15 protein-coding genes and 1 pseudogene are annotated in these 17482 nt (G+C 41.7%); 14 read left to right on the top strand and 2 right to left on the bottom strand.

Annotated elements, in window-relative coordinates; all coding sequences use genetic code 11:
* Nucleotides 1-87: 87 nt before the first annotated feature.
* From fdrA to C7E02_RS05350, 12 genes and pseudogenes are all read left to right on the top strand, one after another.
* Nucleotides 88-3099, top strand: coding sequence for a DUF1116 domain-containing protein (gene fdrA, locus C7E02_RS05405; RefSeq protein ID WP_005338624.1), 3012 nt, complete (start codon nt 88-90; stop codon nt 3097-3099).
* A gap of 22 nt (nt 3100-3121) precedes the next feature.
* Complete coding sequence (gene arcC / locus C7E02_RS05400) at nt 3122-4057, top strand: carbamate kinase (RefSeq protein ID WP_005338626.1); 936 nt, start codon at nt 3122-3124, stop codon at nt 4055-4057.
* Nucleotides 4058-4126: 69 nt separating this feature from the next.
* A complete protein-coding gene (locus tag C7E02_RS05395) occupies nt 4127-5737 on the top strand; it encodes an L-lactate permease (RefSeq protein WP_005338628.1) in 1611 nt (536 codons plus the stop codon).
* Nucleotides 5738-5771: 34 nt separating this feature from the next.
* Complete coding sequence (locus tag C7E02_RS05390; protein WP_005338630.1) at nt 5772-5972, top strand: hypothetical protein; 201 nt, start codon at nt 5772-5774, stop codon at nt 5970-5972.
* A gap of 29 nt (nt 5973-6001) precedes the next feature.
* Entirely contained in the window at nt 6002-7252 is a 1251-nt protein-coding gene (locus C7E02_RS05385; protein WP_005338633.1) for a M20 family metallo-hydrolase, read from the top strand.
* A gap of 91 nt (nt 7253-7343) precedes the next feature.
* Complete coding sequence (locus C7E02_RS05380; protein ID WP_005338646.1) at nt 7344-8342, top strand: FadR/GntR family transcriptional regulator; 999 nt, start codon at nt 7344-7346, stop codon at nt 8340-8342.
* Between the two features lie 272 nt (nt 8343-8614).
* Nucleotides 8615-9466: a putative manganese transporter gene (locus C7E02_RS05375; RefSeq protein WP_005338647.1), complete on the top strand. Its 852-nt coding sequence runs from the start codon at nt 8615-8617 to the stop codon at nt 9464-9466.
* Between the two features lie 142 nt (nt 9467-9608).
* The gene (locus C7E02_RS05370; RefSeq protein WP_105308983.1) at nt 9609-10145 is read left to right on the top strand and encodes a DUF6465 family protein; all 537 of its coding nucleotides are present in this window, start codon (nt 9609-9611) and stop codon (nt 10143-10145) included.
* 70 nt (nt 10146-10215) lie between these two features.
* Nucleotides 10216-11095, top strand: a pseudogene (locus C7E02_RS20415) (sodium:proton antiporter).
* 12 nt (nt 11096-11107) lie between these two features.
* A complete protein-coding gene (locus tag C7E02_RS05360) occupies nt 11108-11851 on the top strand; it encodes a cytidylate kinase-like family protein (protein WP_105308982.1) in 744 nt (247 codons plus the stop codon).
* A gap of 98 nt (nt 11852-11949) precedes the next feature.
* Nucleotides 11950-12825 carry a hypothetical protein gene (locus tag C7E02_RS05355; protein ID WP_105308981.1) on the top strand — a complete coding sequence of 292 codons (876 nt, stop codon included), beginning with the start codon at nt 11950-11952 and terminating at the stop codon, nt 12823-12825.
* Between the two features lie 4 nt (nt 12826-12829).
* Nucleotides 12830-13645: a PHP domain-containing protein gene (locus C7E02_RS05350; protein WP_005338652.1), complete on the top strand. Its 816-nt coding sequence runs from the start codon at nt 12830-12832 to the stop codon at nt 13643-13645.
* Nucleotides 13646-13726: 81 nt separating this feature from the next.
* Here the strand turns inward: C7E02_RS05350 and feoB are convergent, their stop codons facing one another.
* Nucleotides 13727-15772, bottom strand: a complete 2046-nt coding sequence (gene feoB / locus C7E02_RS05345; RefSeq protein ID WP_022278599.1) for a ferrous iron transport protein B — start codon at nt 15770-15772, stop codon at nt 13727-13729.
* Entirely contained in the window at nt 15772-15999 is a 228-nt protein-coding gene (locus C7E02_RS05340; RefSeq protein WP_005334231.1) for a FeoA family protein, read from the bottom strand. Before C7E02_RS05340 ends, feoB begins: the two co-directional genes overlap by 1 nt.
* A gap of 125 nt (nt 16000-16124) precedes the next feature.
* Between C7E02_RS05340 and C7E02_RS05335 the strand changes: the two genes are divergently transcribed.
* Both C7E02_RS05335 and C7E02_RS05330 read left to right on the top strand, forming a co-directional pair.
* Nucleotides 16125-17153 carry a putative ABC transporter permease gene (locus C7E02_RS05335; protein WP_105308980.1) on the top strand — a complete coding sequence of 343 codons (1029 nt, stop codon included), beginning with the start codon at nt 16125-16127 and terminating at the stop codon, nt 17151-17153.
* A complete protein-coding gene (locus C7E02_RS05330) occupies nt 17123-17386 on the top strand; it encodes a RidA family protein (RefSeq protein WP_306418652.1) in 264 nt (87 codons plus the stop codon). Before C7E02_RS05335 ends, C7E02_RS05330 begins: the two co-directional genes overlap by 31 nt.
* Nucleotides 17387-17482 lie beyond the last annotated feature (96 nt).

Here is a 17482-nt window from a genome sequence, read left to right as displayed (position 1 = left end):
GCATTCCTCTGCTTCCCAGGTTCCATCTCAAAAATAGATGATATCAAACTATAAAAACAATGAACTAGATAAGAAGGGAGAAATGACATGTTAAAGACAGTCGTAAAAAAAGGCAGTTACCAGGATTCAGTAGTTCTGATGCTTCTGACAAATGAGCTTTCTTCACTGGATGGAGTCAACAAGATTCAGGTTATGATGGCTACACCGGCGAACAAAGATATTTTTAAGGAGAGTGGACTTACAACAGATGAGTTAATTGACGCTACAGCAAATGATATGGTAGTTGTAGCTGATGTTAATGATGAAGCAGTACTTGATGCTGTAATGGACAAAGTTGAGGAGTTCTTAAAGAAACAGTCTACAGCAGCAGAAGGAAAGAAAGGTTCTGAAAGTGTAAAATCATGGGACGGGGCACTGAAGAAAATGTCCAATGCAAACCTGGCAGTTATCTCTATTCCGGGAGCTTATGCAGCATTAGAGGCTGACCGTGCACTGGATGAGGGACTGAGCGTATTCATGTTCAGTGACAATGTAACAATTGAGGATGAGAAAGCTCTGAAAGAGAAAGCTCATTCAAAAGGACTTGCAGTTATGGGCCCTGACTGTGGTACAGGAATCATTCAGGGAGTTCCGATCGCATTTACAAATAATGTAGCGAAAGGTTCTATCGGAATCATCGGAGCTTCAGGAACAGGTATCCAGGAGCTTACAACAATTATCGACAGACTTGGTGAGGGCGTTACAAATGCTATCGGTATCGGTGGACGTGACCTGAAGGCTGAGGTCGGTGGAATCACAATGATGGATATGATCGATGCAATGGAAGACGACGATACAGTGAAAGTACTTGTAATTGTTTCCAAACCGCCTGCAAAAGAAGTAAGAGATAAAATCTCTGCAAGACTTTCTAACTTCAGCAAACCAGTTGTTACTCTGTTCGTTGGAGAGAAGCCAGAGTATCATGAGGAGAACTTCTATCATGCATACACACTGGATGAGGCAGCTCGTCTTGCTGTAGGTCTTGTAAGAGGAACAAAGGTTCCGGAAGCTACTGTTGATGTAGATGAGTCTGAATTCTACAAAGCAGAAGACGGAAAGACGATCAAAGCTTACTACTCAGGTGGTACACTTGCAAATGAGGCAGCTATGCTGATCAAAGATGCAATGAACTGCAAAGTTCCACCAGAGGACGTTGAAGGATATATGCTCCAGTTAGATGGCAACGTAGTAGTTGACCTTGGAGATGATGCTTATACACAGGGTAAACCACATCCGATGATCGATCCTGCAAAACGTATTGAGTGTATGCAGGAAGCAGTAGATGATCCGTCTACAGGAGTTGTCCTTCTTGACATCATGCTTGGATATGGTTCACACGCAGATATGGCAGGATCATTGATCCCGACAATCAAAGAACTTCAGGCAAAAGCAGATGCAGCAGGAAGAAAAGTATTCTTCATCGCTACAGTATGTGGAACAAGAAGAGATTATCAGGGATATGATGAGGCAGTTAACAAATTAAAAGAGGCTGGAGTTATCGTATGTGAGAACAACAAGCTTGCATGTCAGACAGCTATCCACGCTATCGGAAGAGATTTCCAGGAGCCAGAGAAAGAGATTCGCGCAAAAGAGGTTGTTGCATGTGAGAAACATACACCAGCTGAGACATTAAAAGAGCTTCTTTCTGAGAAACCACGTATCATCAACATCGGACTGAAGAGCTTCGCAGAAGTTGTAGAAGAGTTTGGATGCGAAGTTGTACAGTATGACTGGGCTCCACCGGCAGGCGGAAATGTAAAACTTATCAAGACTCTGAACTTCTTAAGAAATTACGAAGGAATCGAAGAGAAGAACCGTGAAGTGATTGCTAAGGTTGTAGCCAGCCAGCCAGTATTAAAAGACAACGTTCGTGCAAAAGAAGTAATTCCAGAGTTTGCTGAAAATAATGGAAAAGTAATTCTTCATGCAGGTCCTCCGGTAGATTACAAGAATATGCCAGACCCGATGCAGGGATCTTGCGTAGGTGCTGTAATGTTCGAGGAGTGGGCAGAGACAGAAGAAGAAGCAAGAAAGATGCTTGAGAATGGAGAAATCAAATTCATCCCTTGCCACCACTGCAACGCAGTAGGACCTATGGGTGGAATCACATCTCCTAACATGGCAGTATTTGTAGTTGAGAACGAGACAGGAGCTAACAGAGCTTACTGTACAATGAACGAGGGTATTGGTAAAGTTCTTCGTTTCGGAGCTTATGATGAGGAAGTTGTTAACAGACTTCGTTGGATGAGAGATGTTCTTGGTCCAACACTTGGAAAAGCTCTTCGTTCTATGGAGAACGGACTTGCAATTAACCCACTGATCGCAAAAGCAATCGCAATGGGTGACGAGTTCCACCAGAGAAATATTGCAGCTTCTCTTGTATTCTTAAAAGAGATGGCTCCGCTTATTACAGAGATGAAAGACATCAGCGAGAAAGACCGCTATGATGTTATCAAATTCCTTGCTGATACAGATCAGTTCTTCCTGAACATCATGATGGCTACAGGTAAGGCTGTTATGGATGATGCACGTAAAGGAACAGACGGAACAATCGTTACAGCAATGTGCCGTAACGGATATGAGTTCGGTATCCGTATTGCTGGTATGGGTGACGAGTGGTTCACAGGTCCGGTTAATACACCACAGGGACTGTACTTTACAGGATATGATGCAGATGATGCTTGCCCGGATATGGGAGACAGTGCTATTACAGAGACATTTGGTGTCGGTGGTATGGCAATGATTGCAGCACCGGCTGTAACAAGATTCGTAGGTGCTGGCGGATACGAGGATGCTCTTCGTACAAGTAACGAGATGATGGAAATCGTTACAGACAGAAACCCGAACTTCACAGTTCCTACATGGAATTTCCAGGGAATTTGTCTTGGAATCGATGCAAGACTTGTAGTTGAGAAAGGTATCACACCAGTAATCAACACAGGTATTGCTAACAAAGTAGCAGGAAAAGGACAGATTGGAGCAGGTACAGTTCACCCGCCAATCGAGTGTTTCGAAAAAGCTATCGTAGCATACGCTAAGAAGCTTGGATTCGAGGCATAAGTCCGGAAGATAGGAGGCAGCCATGGAAAAGAAAAAAGTTGTCATTGCTCTTGGCGGAAATGCACTTGGTAAAGATGTAGAAGAGCAGAAAGAGGCAGTGGCTAAGACTGCAAAAGTAATTGTTGACCTTGCACAGCAGGGATTAGATATCATTGTAACACACGGAAATGGTCCACAGGTCGGAATGATCCAGAATGCTATGGACAACTTGGTTGTTATGCATGAGAATTATAAACAGGTTCCGCTTCCGACAAGCGTGGCAATGAGCCAGGGATATATCGGAATCGATCTTCAGAATGCAATTAAGTACGAGCTTTACAGCCGTAACATTGAAGGAAAAGTATCTACAATCCTTTCACAAGTAGAAGTAGATAAGAATGATCCGGCATTCGAAAATCCGACAAAACCAATCGGAAGGTTCCTTACTAAGGAAGAGGCGGAAGAAAATGAAGCAAATGGCGTGCGTTGTATGGAAGATGCAGGAAGAGGCTACCGTGTAGTTGTAGCTTCTCCGATGCCACAGAGAATCCGTGAGCTTGAGACAATCAAGACACTGGTAAATGCAGGACACATCGTGATTACATGCGGTGGCGGTGGAATTCCGGTAATCAGTGAGAACGGAAAACTGGTCGGAGTCAACGCAGTTATTGACAAAGATAATGCGAGCAGCCTTCTGGCAGCTCAGCTTGGAGCAGACTATCTGGTTATCTTGACAGCCGTAGAAAAAGTTGCGATCAACTTTGGCAAAGAGAATCAGGAATGGCTCTCAGATCTGACTGTAGAACAGGCAAAAGAGTATATCGCCGAGGAACAGTTTGCAAAAGGTTCTATGCTTCCGAAGATTGAAGCAGCAATTCGTTTTGCTGAGTCAGGAGAAGGAAGAAGAACATTGATTACACTTCTTGACAAAGCGGCAGAAGGAATTGCCGGAAAGACAGGAACTGTGATCCATCAATAATAGTTATATCAGATGTGGGAGTTATCCCACATCTGTAAGTAATGAGAAGAAAATAGGAGATGGAACAAGATGAATATACCAGTAAATCTATTTATGTGGATTATGGCGTTCCTTCCAATTGCGGCACTTCTGATCTTAATGATCAAGTGTGGCTGGGGAGCGACCGAGGCGGCACCGGTAGGATTACTGATAACGGTAGTTACTGGAGTTGCTTTTTATAAAGCAGACATTACGCTTCTTGCTTCCGAAAGTGCGAAAGGTGTGTGGAATGCACTGATCATATTGATCATTGTATGGACTGCAATTCTGATGTATCAGGTTGGAGATGAGGCAAAAGCATTTTTGGTAATCCGTAATGGTATGCGTAAACTTTTGCCAAATGAATTGCTTCTTGTACTTGCAATGGGCTGGATTTTTGAGAGTTTCCTTCAGGGAATCACAGGATTCGGCGTACCGGTTGCAGTAGGAGCACCTCTTTTGATCGGTATTGGTGTGAAACCGCTGTGGGCAGTTATTATCCCTCTTATCGGTCAGGCGTGGGGAAATACATTCGGTACACTTGGAGCTGCGTGGGATTCTCTGGCTATGTCAGCCGGACTTGCTGTAGGAAGCAGTGAGTATCTTACAACAGCTATGTGGACAGCATTTTTCTTATTTATCTGGACAGCAATCGGTGGTTTTGCCACATGCTGGTTCTACGGTAAAGGAAAAGCACTGAAAAAAGGATTTGTAGCCGTAGCAATTATGGCAGTCATTCAGGGAGGCGGAGAACTTCTGCTGACACAAGTAAGCACAACATTGGCTTGTTTCATCCCTGCAGTTATTTCATTGGTAGTCATTCTTCTTCTTGGAAGAACAAAAATGTATAAGGACGAGTGGTGCATTGAGGACAGCCCGATCATGAATCGTGATTTTGCTGCAGCCGATGGAGAAGAAGAAATTCCGGATATGACACTTGTTCAGGCATTTGTACCGTATTTTGCGTTATCTATTATCACACTGGTGGTATTACTTGTAAAACCACTGAACACAGTGCTTGGACAGTTTAAATTTGGATTTGCTTTTCCAGAGACATCTACGGGTTATGGTTATGTAAATAAAGCAGTAGATTGCTTTTCACCATTAGCTCCATTTACTCATGCAAGTATGTTCTTGTTTGTATCAGCGATCATTGGTCTTGTTTATTACAAAAAGCATGGCTGGATCGGTGAGGGTGGTACGAAGAGAGTGTTTGTGAAATCTGTATCTATGACAATGCCGTCTGGTATTGCCGTAATCGGACTTGTTATTATGTCAAAGATTATGGATGGTACAGGACAGACAGTCGTGCTTGCAAACGGAATCGCGAATGTGCTGGGAAAAGTTTACATTATCTTTGCACCATTTGTAGGACTTCTTGGAACATTTATGACAGGAAGTAACATGAGTTCCAATATTTTATTTGGAAGTTTCCAGATGACAACCGCAAAACTTCTTGGGGCTAATACAGCTGCAATTCTTGGAGCGCAGTCAGCCGGTGGTGCCATCGGAGCTGCAATCAGCCCGAGCAAGATTATTCTTGGTACGACAACAGCAAGTATCCTCGGAAGCGAAGGCGAAGTTATGAAAAAGCTTATGGCGATTACAATACCGGCTACAATCTTGATAGGAGCAGTATTGTTTGTTATGACAGCTTTATAAGAAAGTCTTGAATCTGGAAAAAGGAGTGCTGACAATGGAGAAGAATAGCTTTTTTAAAACTAAAGAAGGTGGACTGACATTAGCATTTATCGTAATTATGATTGCATTTGCTATTATGCTTTTCGGTTTATATACCGGGACAACCGCAGCCTGTGCAGTTGGATTTGTGATCGTGATGGCAGCTATGTTTTATTCACCGGTGAAAGTGTTTATCTTAACACCAAAACATAAGTAATTATTGTAACCAGAAAGGAAAAAAAGACTATGGGAACAGTAGCAATTGAAGAAGTAACAGGAAGAATTGCTGAAAACTTAGAGTATTTAAAACGTTTTACAGCAACACCAGGAGATGGATGTACAAGACTTCCATTTACGAAAGAGGCTAGAGATGCCGTAAATTACCTGAGAGAGGTTATGACAGAGGCTGGTCTTGAAGTACATGAGGATGAGGCCGGAAATATAATCGGTATCTTAAAAGGAGAGAATCCAGATCTTCCATGTGTTATGATGGGATCTCACTATGATTCAGTAGTAAACGGTGGAGACTTTGATGGAATCGCCGGAGTTGTATGTGCAATCGAAGCTGCAAGACAGTTAAAAGATGAAGGATTTACACCAAAGAGAAACTTTGCAATCGTTGGTTTCTGCGATGAAGAGGGTATGCGTTTCGGAACAGGATATTTTGGATCCGGAGCTATGCTTGGACACAGAGATGTCGAGTATTGCAAACATTACAAAGATACAGACGGAATTTCTATCTATGATGCCATGAAGGGATATGGACTTGATCCAGAGAAGATTGAAGATGCAAAATGGCCGGAAGGTTCTATCGGAAAATTCCTTGAGCTTCATATTGAGCAGGGACCGGTTCTGGATGCAAAGAATATTGAGATCGGTCTTGTAGATTGTATCGTTGGAATCCAGAGATATATGGTAACAGTAAACGGAAGAGCTGACCATGCCGGAACAACTCCAATGGACATGCGTCTTGATGCTGTTGATGCAGCAACAAAGGTTATTTCTAAAATCCCAGATTGGGCAAGAGAGAAAGCTGACGGAACAGTTGCAACAATCGGATACATTAACACGATACCTGGTGGAATGAACATTGTAGCTGAAAAATGTGAATTTACAGTTGACATTCGTTCTAAGAGCAACGACAATATTAATGATATCGCAAACAGAATTCGTGCAGCATTAGACCGTGAAGTGAAGGCTATGGGTGGATCCTATGACATCGATACAAAGCTTGTAATCGAGCCAGTTATGCTGGACGAAGGTATGCTTGACATCATGGAAGAAGACTGCAAAGCAAGAGGATATTCTTATATGAGACTTCCTAGTGGAGCAGGACATGATGCACTTGAGATTGGTCAGGTACTTCCGACAGTTATGATTTTCGTTCCAAGTAAAGACGGAAGAAGTCACTGCCCGGTAGAGTTTACAAAGTATAGTGAATTTGCAAAAGCTTCTGTTGTTATGACAGGTCTTGCTAAAAAGCTTCTTGCTGAGTAATCCGAAAAAATAATTATTTATGAATGGTGATTCGAAAGGCCGGAGGAAGAGATATCCTGCGGCCTTTCGAGAAAGAAACGGGGAAAAAGATATGGGCGAATTAAATCCGATGTACAAAAGAGAAAACTTACGATTGTTAAGAAGAGCTTTAAGGCTGACTCAAAAAGAATTCATTGACAGATTCCTGTCGGATGAAGAAGGAAAGCCAACTATGAGCATCGCGACATTGTCTAACCTGGAGGCAAAAGACGGTCCCAGAATGAATGATGTCATTATCAGTGTTTCAGAACAGGTTGGAATTGATTCTATGCATTTTTCTATGCCATCAGAAGAATTTGCCGAGAAGATACATATTCTGTTACCGGATGATGTAAGCCCGGAAGCGCTTGGAAAGCTTCAGTCTAAAAAAGGCAGCATTAATCAACTTTTGAATCGCCTGACTATGTATTTTGCAGAGCAGATGTTTGATAAGAGTCTGAAAAAAGGGGATAAGATAGAGTCAGATCGTGTACTTGCGGCAAAACTTGGAGTTGGACGTTCGGCCGTACGTGAGGCATTGAAAGTTCTGGATGTGCTTGGCATGATTGATATCCGGCCGGGGCAGGGAACTTATATTAGTGGAAATGAAGCAAATTTTTTCGTCATTCCACTTTCCTGGTCTTTATTTATGAATGGCAATCAGACAGAGTCTATTTTGGAAGTGAGAGATCTTCTGGAAGTGAAAGCCGCTTATCTGGCAGCTGACTGCGTAGATGATCGCGCTCTGAATCGTCTGTATGATGTATCACATAAAATCCATCAGGCATATGTAGAACAGAATTATAAGAAGTTTCTGGATGCAGATTTGGAGTTCCACAGCAGTATTGCAGAGTGTTCCGGGAATACTGTAATTTACAGTATGCTTCAGACAATCAGTAATCTGATGCGTCATGTCAGTGAGACGGGAATGATTGACGGACGGCAGCTTCAGGAAATTTATGAAGAGCATCAGAGAATTTATGGTCTTATACTCGCAAAAGACGGAGAGGGTGCTGCAGAAGCTATGGAAGAGCACATGAAGAGATCAAAAGCCCGTTATAATTACAGATAAGATTACATAAAACTGTTTATATAGTCATTAACATGTTGAAAAAGAAATAAAAAAGTTTCGAATATAATATCGAAAAGGGACTCCCCTGCAAATTTACAGAATGATGAAGTGGTATTTGATTTGTACCGTACCTCACAGTATTGCCTCGAATTTCCTGTAAATTTGCAGAGGAGTTCTTGTAATTTTGAAAAGAATAAGATATAATATTGCGGATTGTGTTACTAAGAATAGAACATAATAAGTAACTAGATAATAGAATTAGAGGTGATAATATGGAAATGATAATAGATGTACTTGCAGATGCGTTGGCAGATTGTTTAAAGATGCTTCCATTTCTTTTTGCAGCATTTTTATTAATTGAAGGATTGGAGCATTATTCGACAAAATTGACAAGAAAGGCACTGGAAGATGTAGATAAAGCAGGTCCGGTTGTGGGGGCACTTGTGGGCTGTGTACCACAATGCGGATTTTCAGTCATGGCTTCTAACCTCTACGCAGGAGGGATTATATCGGTAGGAACATTGCTTTCTGTATTTCTTGCAACATCAGATGAAGCAGTATTGATCTTGCTTGGCAATCCGGATCAGGGAAAGACAGTTCTGACACTCCTTGCGGTAAAAGTTGTGATTGCGGTCGTAGCAGGATACATCATTGATCTTTTCCTGCAGAAACAAATTGCAACTCCAAAAGAGTGTGGAAATCTCTGTGATCACTGTGGATGTCATGATCACCACGCCGGACTTTTAAAACCAGCACTTCGCCATACAATTAAGATATTTCTCTATCTTTTTGTATTTACAGCAATTTTGAATTTTATTATAGAAGTAATTGGGATTCAGACATTATCTGAATATCTTCTGGCAGATAGTATTTTCCAGCCAGTGATTGCAGCACTTATTGGATTGATACCTAACTGTGCGGCTTCTGTTGTGATTACGCAGCTTTATATCAGCGGTGCAATTTCATTCGCATCTGCCATTTCCGGTCTCTGTACCGGAGCAGGAATTGGATTGGTTGTACTTTTTAAGGTCAATCGGGATAAACGTGAGAACATAAAGATTGTACTCACTTTATATGCACTTTCAGTGATTGCAGGAATGGTTTTACAGATCTTCGGATTTTAAGTTGTCAAATTGTGAAAAATGCTGTCGATAAGCGACACGAATTGACAAAAAGTTAACATATTCGAAATTGATTTTCTATTTTGATGTGCTATAATAAATATGTTCACACTTGAGATATACCTTTTTGTGAGGAGGATTTATTATGGTAACAAAAAAAGGGACACCTGTAAAAAAGACAAAAGATGTAAAAATAGCTGCAAATGTTATGGCTGATTCGATAAAGACAGAAGAGAAAGCAAAGGCAGAAGCTAAGACCGAGATAAAGCCACAGACAAAAGAGAAAGTAGAGGCAGAAGCTAAGACCGAGATAAAGCCACAGACAAAAGAGAAAGTAGAAGCTAAAGTTGAGAAGGCTGCTGCAGATACAGTAGAAAAGATTACGAGAAAAGCAGTGAAAGGTGCAGGTGCGGCAAAGACTGTAGCAAAAGCTGTAACAAAGACTGCGACAAAGACTGTAAAGAAAGCTGCTAAGAAAGACATTATAATAAAAGCATTTGTTGAGTATTATGGTAAGCAGGTAGAAGAGAAAGACATCATTGCCCGTGTGAAAAAAGCATGGACGAGATCTGGTAAAAAAGTCGGAGACATTAAAGAGATGGATCTTTACATAAAACCGGAAGAGAATGCGGTCTACTATGTGATCAATGGAACAGAAACAGGAGCTGTAGAATTCGAGTAGGAAGATAAAAAGAAACAGATAGTAAAAGCTGGCTTTTACTATCTGTTTCTTTTTGTTATGTATAGCGGTCATGCCGCTGTTACGTGCTGAGTGGTGGGAAGCACACCAGCCACTTGTGGTGTTTATGTGGATCATATTACTTGTAGTGCCATTTGCAATCGTTTATGGTGCAGGCGATACATTTGAAACAGTATTGGAATGTATCGTGAATGATTATCTGACATTTATTGTTCTGTTATTTGGATTATTCTGTGTATCTGGTAACATTACAGTTGGAGGAGATTTTGCAGGATCACCGAGAGTAAATGCATGTCTGCTGGCATTGGGTACACTGCTTTCCGGCTGTATTGGAACAACGGGAGCCAGTATGCTCATGGTTCGTCCGGTCATTAAGATGAATTCATGGAGAAAAAGAAAAAGACATATTATGGTATTTTTCATTTTTCTGATTTCCAATATGGGTGGCTGTCTTACGCCAATCGGAGATCCGCCGCTTCTAATGGGATTTATGCGTGGAGTACCATTTTTCTGGAGCATGCATTTATTGCCAATATTGACTTCAGCCGGCACTGATGCTGTTAAAATCTGTTGGACCAACCCTTGGAATTAGCGAGCCGTACCAGATGTTCTGGGCAACAGGAGCGCTGTCCAGCTTCCTTGACAATACACCGACCTATCTTGTATTCCTGACAACTGCGGGAACACTTGGATTAACAGGAGGTATTACAACGGCTCTTGGACAAATTCCGGTGAATCTTCTAGAGGCTATTTCCTGTGGAGCTGTATTTATGGGAGCAAACACATATATAGGAAATGCACCGAACTTTATGGTAAAAGCGATTTCTGATGAAAATGGTGTCAATATGCCATCGTTCTTTGGATATATCTTATGGTCGCTTGCATTCTTAGTTCCGGTATTTATACTGGATATGCTTGTGTTCTTTTTGTAGGAGGTTACGGATATGGCAAATAATAAAGATATGTATATAGAACTTGCGAATCGGATCTATGATCTGGATGGTGAAGTATATAAATGTGTAGGATCTTCCCTTGGAAGAACATTTACAGGAAGCAGAGAGAATACGATCCGTGCACTTAGTATGTTGATGTATACGAAGCCTGACGGACATCTCTTGCGAAGTGAGCTGGCAGATAAGCTGCATATCAATTATTATGATTCAGAGATTTTCGAGCAGGTACTAAAACGTCAGGAAGAAGAAAAATTTCATATTAAAGAGAAAGAGTGCTTTACAGAGTTTGATAAATATGGAAAAAAACGAGAAACATTGAAATCAAAGCTGCGGAATACGTATCGTTATCATGGACTTAACAGAGAAGATGCCATCTTCTTTCATATGAGCAATCTGATCTGCAATCTGGCACGAACAGAAGATTGTATTATAGTTGGAAGATGTGCGGATATTATTCTGCGCAATAATTATATTCCACATATCAGTCTGTTCATCAGCGCACCATTTGAAATGAGATTGCATTATATGATGAACGTGCGTGAGATGGATCAAAAGACAGCGGTGAAGTTTTTGAAAAAAATGGATCGCCAGCATAAAAAATATTACGAATTTTATACAAGTGAAAAATGGGGAACTCCTGAGAATTATGACCTGTGCATTAATAGTGCTAACTACGGAATCAAAGAGACGATAGAAATCATTGAACGTCTGATCATCAACAGGAAGAAAGCATAAGGGGTACAAGAAAGAGACTTTACGTGTGTTTCAGATACTGATATAATAAAGACGAATGAGACGGGAGAAAATAATTAATACGTAAAGGAGATAATAGAATGAATGAGACAACATTGGTGAAAGGCATAAGTGCGATAGGCTCCATGGATGGACCGACTTCAGTGTTCCTTGCCGGAAAATTAAGCGTGGGAGTGTTTGCGGCCGTGATAGCAATCGGTATTTTAATTGGATTTTTCGGCTTGAAGCTGGTGAAAGTGGTTGCGGCATTCCTGGGATTTCTGATTGGAGCTGGAGTGGGAGCTGGAATCTGTGCATTAGCGGGAATTGAAGGTATTGCATCCGTAGCGGTTATATTAGTCTGCGCGATATTGCTGGCAGTAGTGTCTTTTCTTGTATACAGGCTGGGTGTATTTGTGATGATATTCATCTGCTCTATGGGAGTGCTGGCAGCAGTGATACCGGCACAAAGTTCAGTCATTACTATTGTGGAACTGGCAGTGGCACTTGTGCTTGCGATTCTTGCTGCAATATTTGCAGAGCCGATGATCATTGTAATTACCGGTATAGCAGGTGGATTTCTTGCAGGTCCGGCGATTCTCGACCTTGCTGGAATTACAGATCCGTCATGGTTAAAATATGCAGCAGGTGCGGTTCTTGCATTTGTAGGACTTATGATTCAGTTCATGATGCAGTCAAGTAAGATTGGAAAGAAAGAGAGAATCAAATCTGAACATATCAAGGAACAGGTCTCTATGGAGAATGAAGTAGAGAAAGCCCGAATGATTCTGGATGAGGACGAAGCGAAGCCAGAAGAAGCAGAAGAGCCGGAAGGATATCTGGATGAGGAAGAGGCAGAAAAGCCGGAAGGATATCTGGATGAAGATGAGGATTTTTCAGATGATGAGTCAGAGGATATCGAGATCAGGGATTTGGATTTAGACGATATTCCATCTGACGAGGAGAGCGAGGAATAGGCTTATGAAACTGGACATGCATTGTCATGTAAAGGAAGGGTCCATTGACAGCAAGGTGAGCCTGGACGAGTACATTACACTTTTAAAAGAACGTGGATTTGACGGAATGCTGATTACAGATCATGATACGTATAAAGGATACCGACACTGGAAATACCAGATGAAGGGAAAAGTACATGATGATTTTGTAGTTTTAAAAGGAATTGAGTATGATACTTGTGACGGGGGACATATTTTATGCATTATGCCAGAAGGCGTGAAGATGAGACTTTTGGAACTCCGAGGTCTTCCGGTTGCAGTATTGATTGATTTTGTGCATAAGCACGGAGGAATTCTGGGGCCGGCACATCCATGCGGGGGCAAATATTTAAGCTTTACGAACACAAAGCGTTATTACAAATCACCAGAGTTATTTAAGCGGTTTGACTTTATTGAAGCATTTAATGCATGTGAATCAGCAGAGTCTAATGCGAGAGCCCTTAAGCTTGCACAGAAGTATAAGAAACCGGGAATCGGTGGCAGTGACGCACACCGACCTAATTGTGTAGGTATGGGGTATACCATTCTGCCAGAGCGAGTGACATGTGAGACAGAGCTGATCGCACTGATCAGGTCAAAATCTGCAGTGATTGAGACAGGTGGCAGTCTGTATGGAAAGACGACAAAAGACAAGATGGGAAAGGCGGATAAGATTCTGACATATTCTTTCTGGTTTTATAATAAGGCTGGTACAATCATGCGTAAGAGAAAACGTATGCTGAATGGAAAGATTGAGAATCCTGTCGATCCGATCGATCCGATTGAGTTGAAATATATGTAATAAATAAAAAAGAAGTATTCTGATAAATGAGATTTTACTCAAAGTCAGAATACTTCTTTTTTAGTGCGCCCTTATAAGAGCTTAGAACAAACTTGCGATATGATAAACTACAAAACTTATGATCCAGGCAGTACACAGCTGATAGAGCAGGATAAAACCAGTGGATTTCCAGCTTTGCAACTCACGATGAATCGTTGCAATGGTTGCTGTGCATGGTACATATAACAGACAAAATGTCATAAGTGCATAAGCATTTGCCGGGCCAAAACCAATGGCACCAAGAGAAGCCGCCATTGCGGTCATTCCGTGGGCAGTCGTAATATTTTGAATTCCGAAGAGTACGCTGCAGCTGGAGACAACAACTTCTTTTGCGGCAATACCAGCGATCAAAGCTACAATAATCTGCCAATATCCGAGTCCGACCGGTTGAAAGACCGGTACGATCAGGCGTCCAATGACAGAACCAAAGCTTTCAGAAATATCTGTTACATATCCATGAGGACCAAAGTTTAAGATTGCCCACATTAAGATGGATGCGATAAATATAACAGTTCCGGCTTTGGTAAGATAATCTTTTATCTTCTGCCATACATAAATCGCAATCGTATGGGCACTTGGAGTTTTATATTCCGGCAATTCGATCAACAGGGCATGTGTCGCTTTGCTTCCGTCGATTTTGGACAGGATAAATGCTGTTGTAATTGCGATAATGATGCCGAGCAGATACATGGAATAGCAGACGATCATGGCATATTTTCCAAAGAACATAGAGGAAAATAAGACATAGATCGGAAGTCTTGCACTGCACGACATAAATGGTGTGATCAGGATAGTCTTAAAACGGTCTCTTTTATTTTCAAGTGCCCGGGAAGCCATGACTGCAGGTACGGTACAGCCAAATCCGAGCAACAATGGAAGAAATGCTCTTCCGGATAATCCGAGACTGCTCATAATATCGTCCATGACAAATGCGACTCGTGACATGTATCCACTGTCTTCCAAAAGCGCAAGAGCCAGGAAGAGAATGAAAATGTTTGGTAGAAATGTCAGAATTCCGCCAACTCCTGAAATGATGCCGTCTACGATCAACGAAGTCAACATCGGACTTGTGTGGACAGTAGCAAGACCATTTGATACGAGATTTGAGAATACTTCAAGAGCAATCTCAAAATATCCTTTCAGCCAGTCTCCTACAGTAAAGGTGAGGAAGAATACAAATGCCATGATCAGAAGGAAAATCGGAAGACCAAGCCATTTTCCGGTCAGGTACTTATCAATTCTTTCTGTAGAGGCTGCCTTTTGGGCTTTATTGACAAGTACTTCATCAATAATTTCTTCAATAAAGTCATATTTTTGATTGATAATATCCTTTTCATAGCTTCTGTCTACAATTTGTTCCATTCCGGAAAGTGGATATTGATCCAGAATATTTTTATCCATTTCCAGATATTTGATGGCGTGCCAACGCATATTATCCATTTCCGGATAAGTTGCGGTGATCAAAGTAATCAGTGCGTCGATTTTATCTTCTATAAGGTCGGAATAGACCATGGCATATTCTGAGTGATGATTATGCCGGTGTTCAGAATGCATGCCTTTGTGATGATGAATAAAAGGTCCCTGGCTGGCATATTCACTGTGATGGGAAACGGCATGCAGCAGAATGGAAAGTCCTGTCTTTTTTCGTGCTGATACAGGGATTGCTGGAATTCCAAGCATTTCCGGGAGGCGGTGCAAGTCAATTTCCATGCCGCGGCTCTCTACAATATCCATCATGTTCAGAGCCAGTACAACGGGTTTCCCAAGTTCGATCAGTTGAAGGGCCAGATAGAGATTACGTTCCAGACTGGAAGCGTCAATGACATCTACAATGACATCAACTTCATCACTCATGATACATTCTCGAGATACAGTCTCTTCCATTGTATAAGAAGTCAGACTGTAGATTCCCGGAAGGTCAATGAGACGGAACTTCTGATCTTCATAGGTCGTGAAGCCTTCTTTCTTTTCCACTGTGACGCCGGGCCAGTTAGCTACCTTTAGATTTGCACCGGTGTAAGCGTTAAAGAGGGTTGTCTTGCCGCAATTTGGATTACCGATGAAGCCTACATTAATGATTTTTTCCATTATTCTGTGACCTCCTTCACTTCGATGTGGTCTGCGATTCTTTTGCCAAGTGCAAATCGTGTGCCACGAAATCTGGCGGTAAGAGCACCTTTTTTATTGTTGTTCAATATTGTGATTTTGGCGCCTTCTGTCAATCCAAGCGCTTCTAGACGTCTCTCAAGAAGAAGCTCAATGTTGATAGAAAGAACCTGATAAGTTTTGTTATTTTTGCCTTGCTTTAAAGTCATCTTTTGTCCTTTTTATAAATTGTAAATGAGAATTATTTATCGGTTACTCCACTAACTATATCATCAATTGACGAAAACTTCAATGTGAAGTATACTGGATTTCATAAACATAAAAGGGGGATTTTATGCAGATTTATTACTTGATGTTATACTTTTTTGTGTATGGTTTTCTGGGCTGGTGCACAGAAGTTGCATATGCGACAACAAAGCAGAGAAAGTTCGTGAACAGAGGTTTCCTGAATGGTCCGATTTGTCCGATTTATGGAGTCGGTGTGACGGTAGTCGTCTATTTCCTGACACCGTATAAGGACAATTTGATTTTGTTGTATGCGTTGTCCACAGTGTTGGTGACAGTTCTGGAAGGGCTTACCGGATATCTGATGGATAAGATTTTTCATCATAAATGGTGGGACTATACAAATCAGCCGCTGAATATCGGTGGATATGTTTGCCTGATATTTTCCCTTGTGTGGGGAGTAGCATGTGTACTGATCGTCCGTGTGATTCATCCGGTCATTCATAAAATATTGACATTTATTCCACATACATTAGGGCTTGTAATGCTCGCAGTACTGGAAATCTGTATTTTTGTTGATCTGTATGTGACTGCGGCCGGAATCCTGAAACTGAATCATCAGTTGGAAGCTATGGCGAAGATTGCCGCAGAGCTGCATGAGATTTCGGATAAGCTTGGTGAAAATATCCATGAAGGTATGATGGATACGATGGAGGCAACAGAAGAAAGACGCAAGAAACTGGAAGCAGCAACAGCAGAGAGACGCAAGAAGCTAGAAGCTGCGACAGAAGAAGGCCGCAGGAAACTGGAAAATGTTACGGAAGAAAGCCGTCGTAAACTGGAAAGTGCGACAGAGGAAGGCCGCAGGAAACTGGAAGCTGCAACGGAAGGCAGCCGCCGTAAGCTTAGTGAGGGGCGTACAAGGATTGGCGGAACCGCAGATGAAGCAAGGCAGCAGCTTCAGGCAAGAAGTGAAGAGCTTCGTAAGAAGTATGAAGAGTTGTCAGGTCAGGGCGGAGCCGTGTCCAGACGTCTGATGAAGGCATTCCCATGTATGGAATCCAGACAGTATAAGGAGACATTTAACGAGTTACGTGAGAAGCTGAGATTGAAAGAAAAGATGAAGAGAAAAAAATAGTAGTACAAGGAGACTTTTTTAAGAATCTTCTGAGTATTCTTGATGAGATGGGGATGTCAGAAGAAGATGTACAGAAGGTAAATGTATATTTGACAGATATGAAGAATTTTGATGCAATGAATGTAGTGTATGAACAACAGTTTTCAGCACCATATCCAACTAGGACAACAGTTGGTGTGACAGGACTTTGCGGAGATGCATTGATAGAAATTGAGTTGATAGCGAAGAAATAATCAGGTTGAGGAAGAACAGGTCGATGGATCTGTTCTTTTTTTCGTTAGTGGCGAGTCAAAGTCCGAGTAGTCTTCCGACCTTGGTAATTGTAAGCA

This window comes from Dorea sp. Marseille-P4042, from assembly GCF_900290215.1.
GTDB classification, from domain to species: Bacteria; Bacillota; Clostridia; order Lachnospirales; family Lachnospiraceae; genus Dorea; species Dorea formicigenerans.
This window is presented reverse-complemented; position numbering and strand designations above follow the sequence as displayed.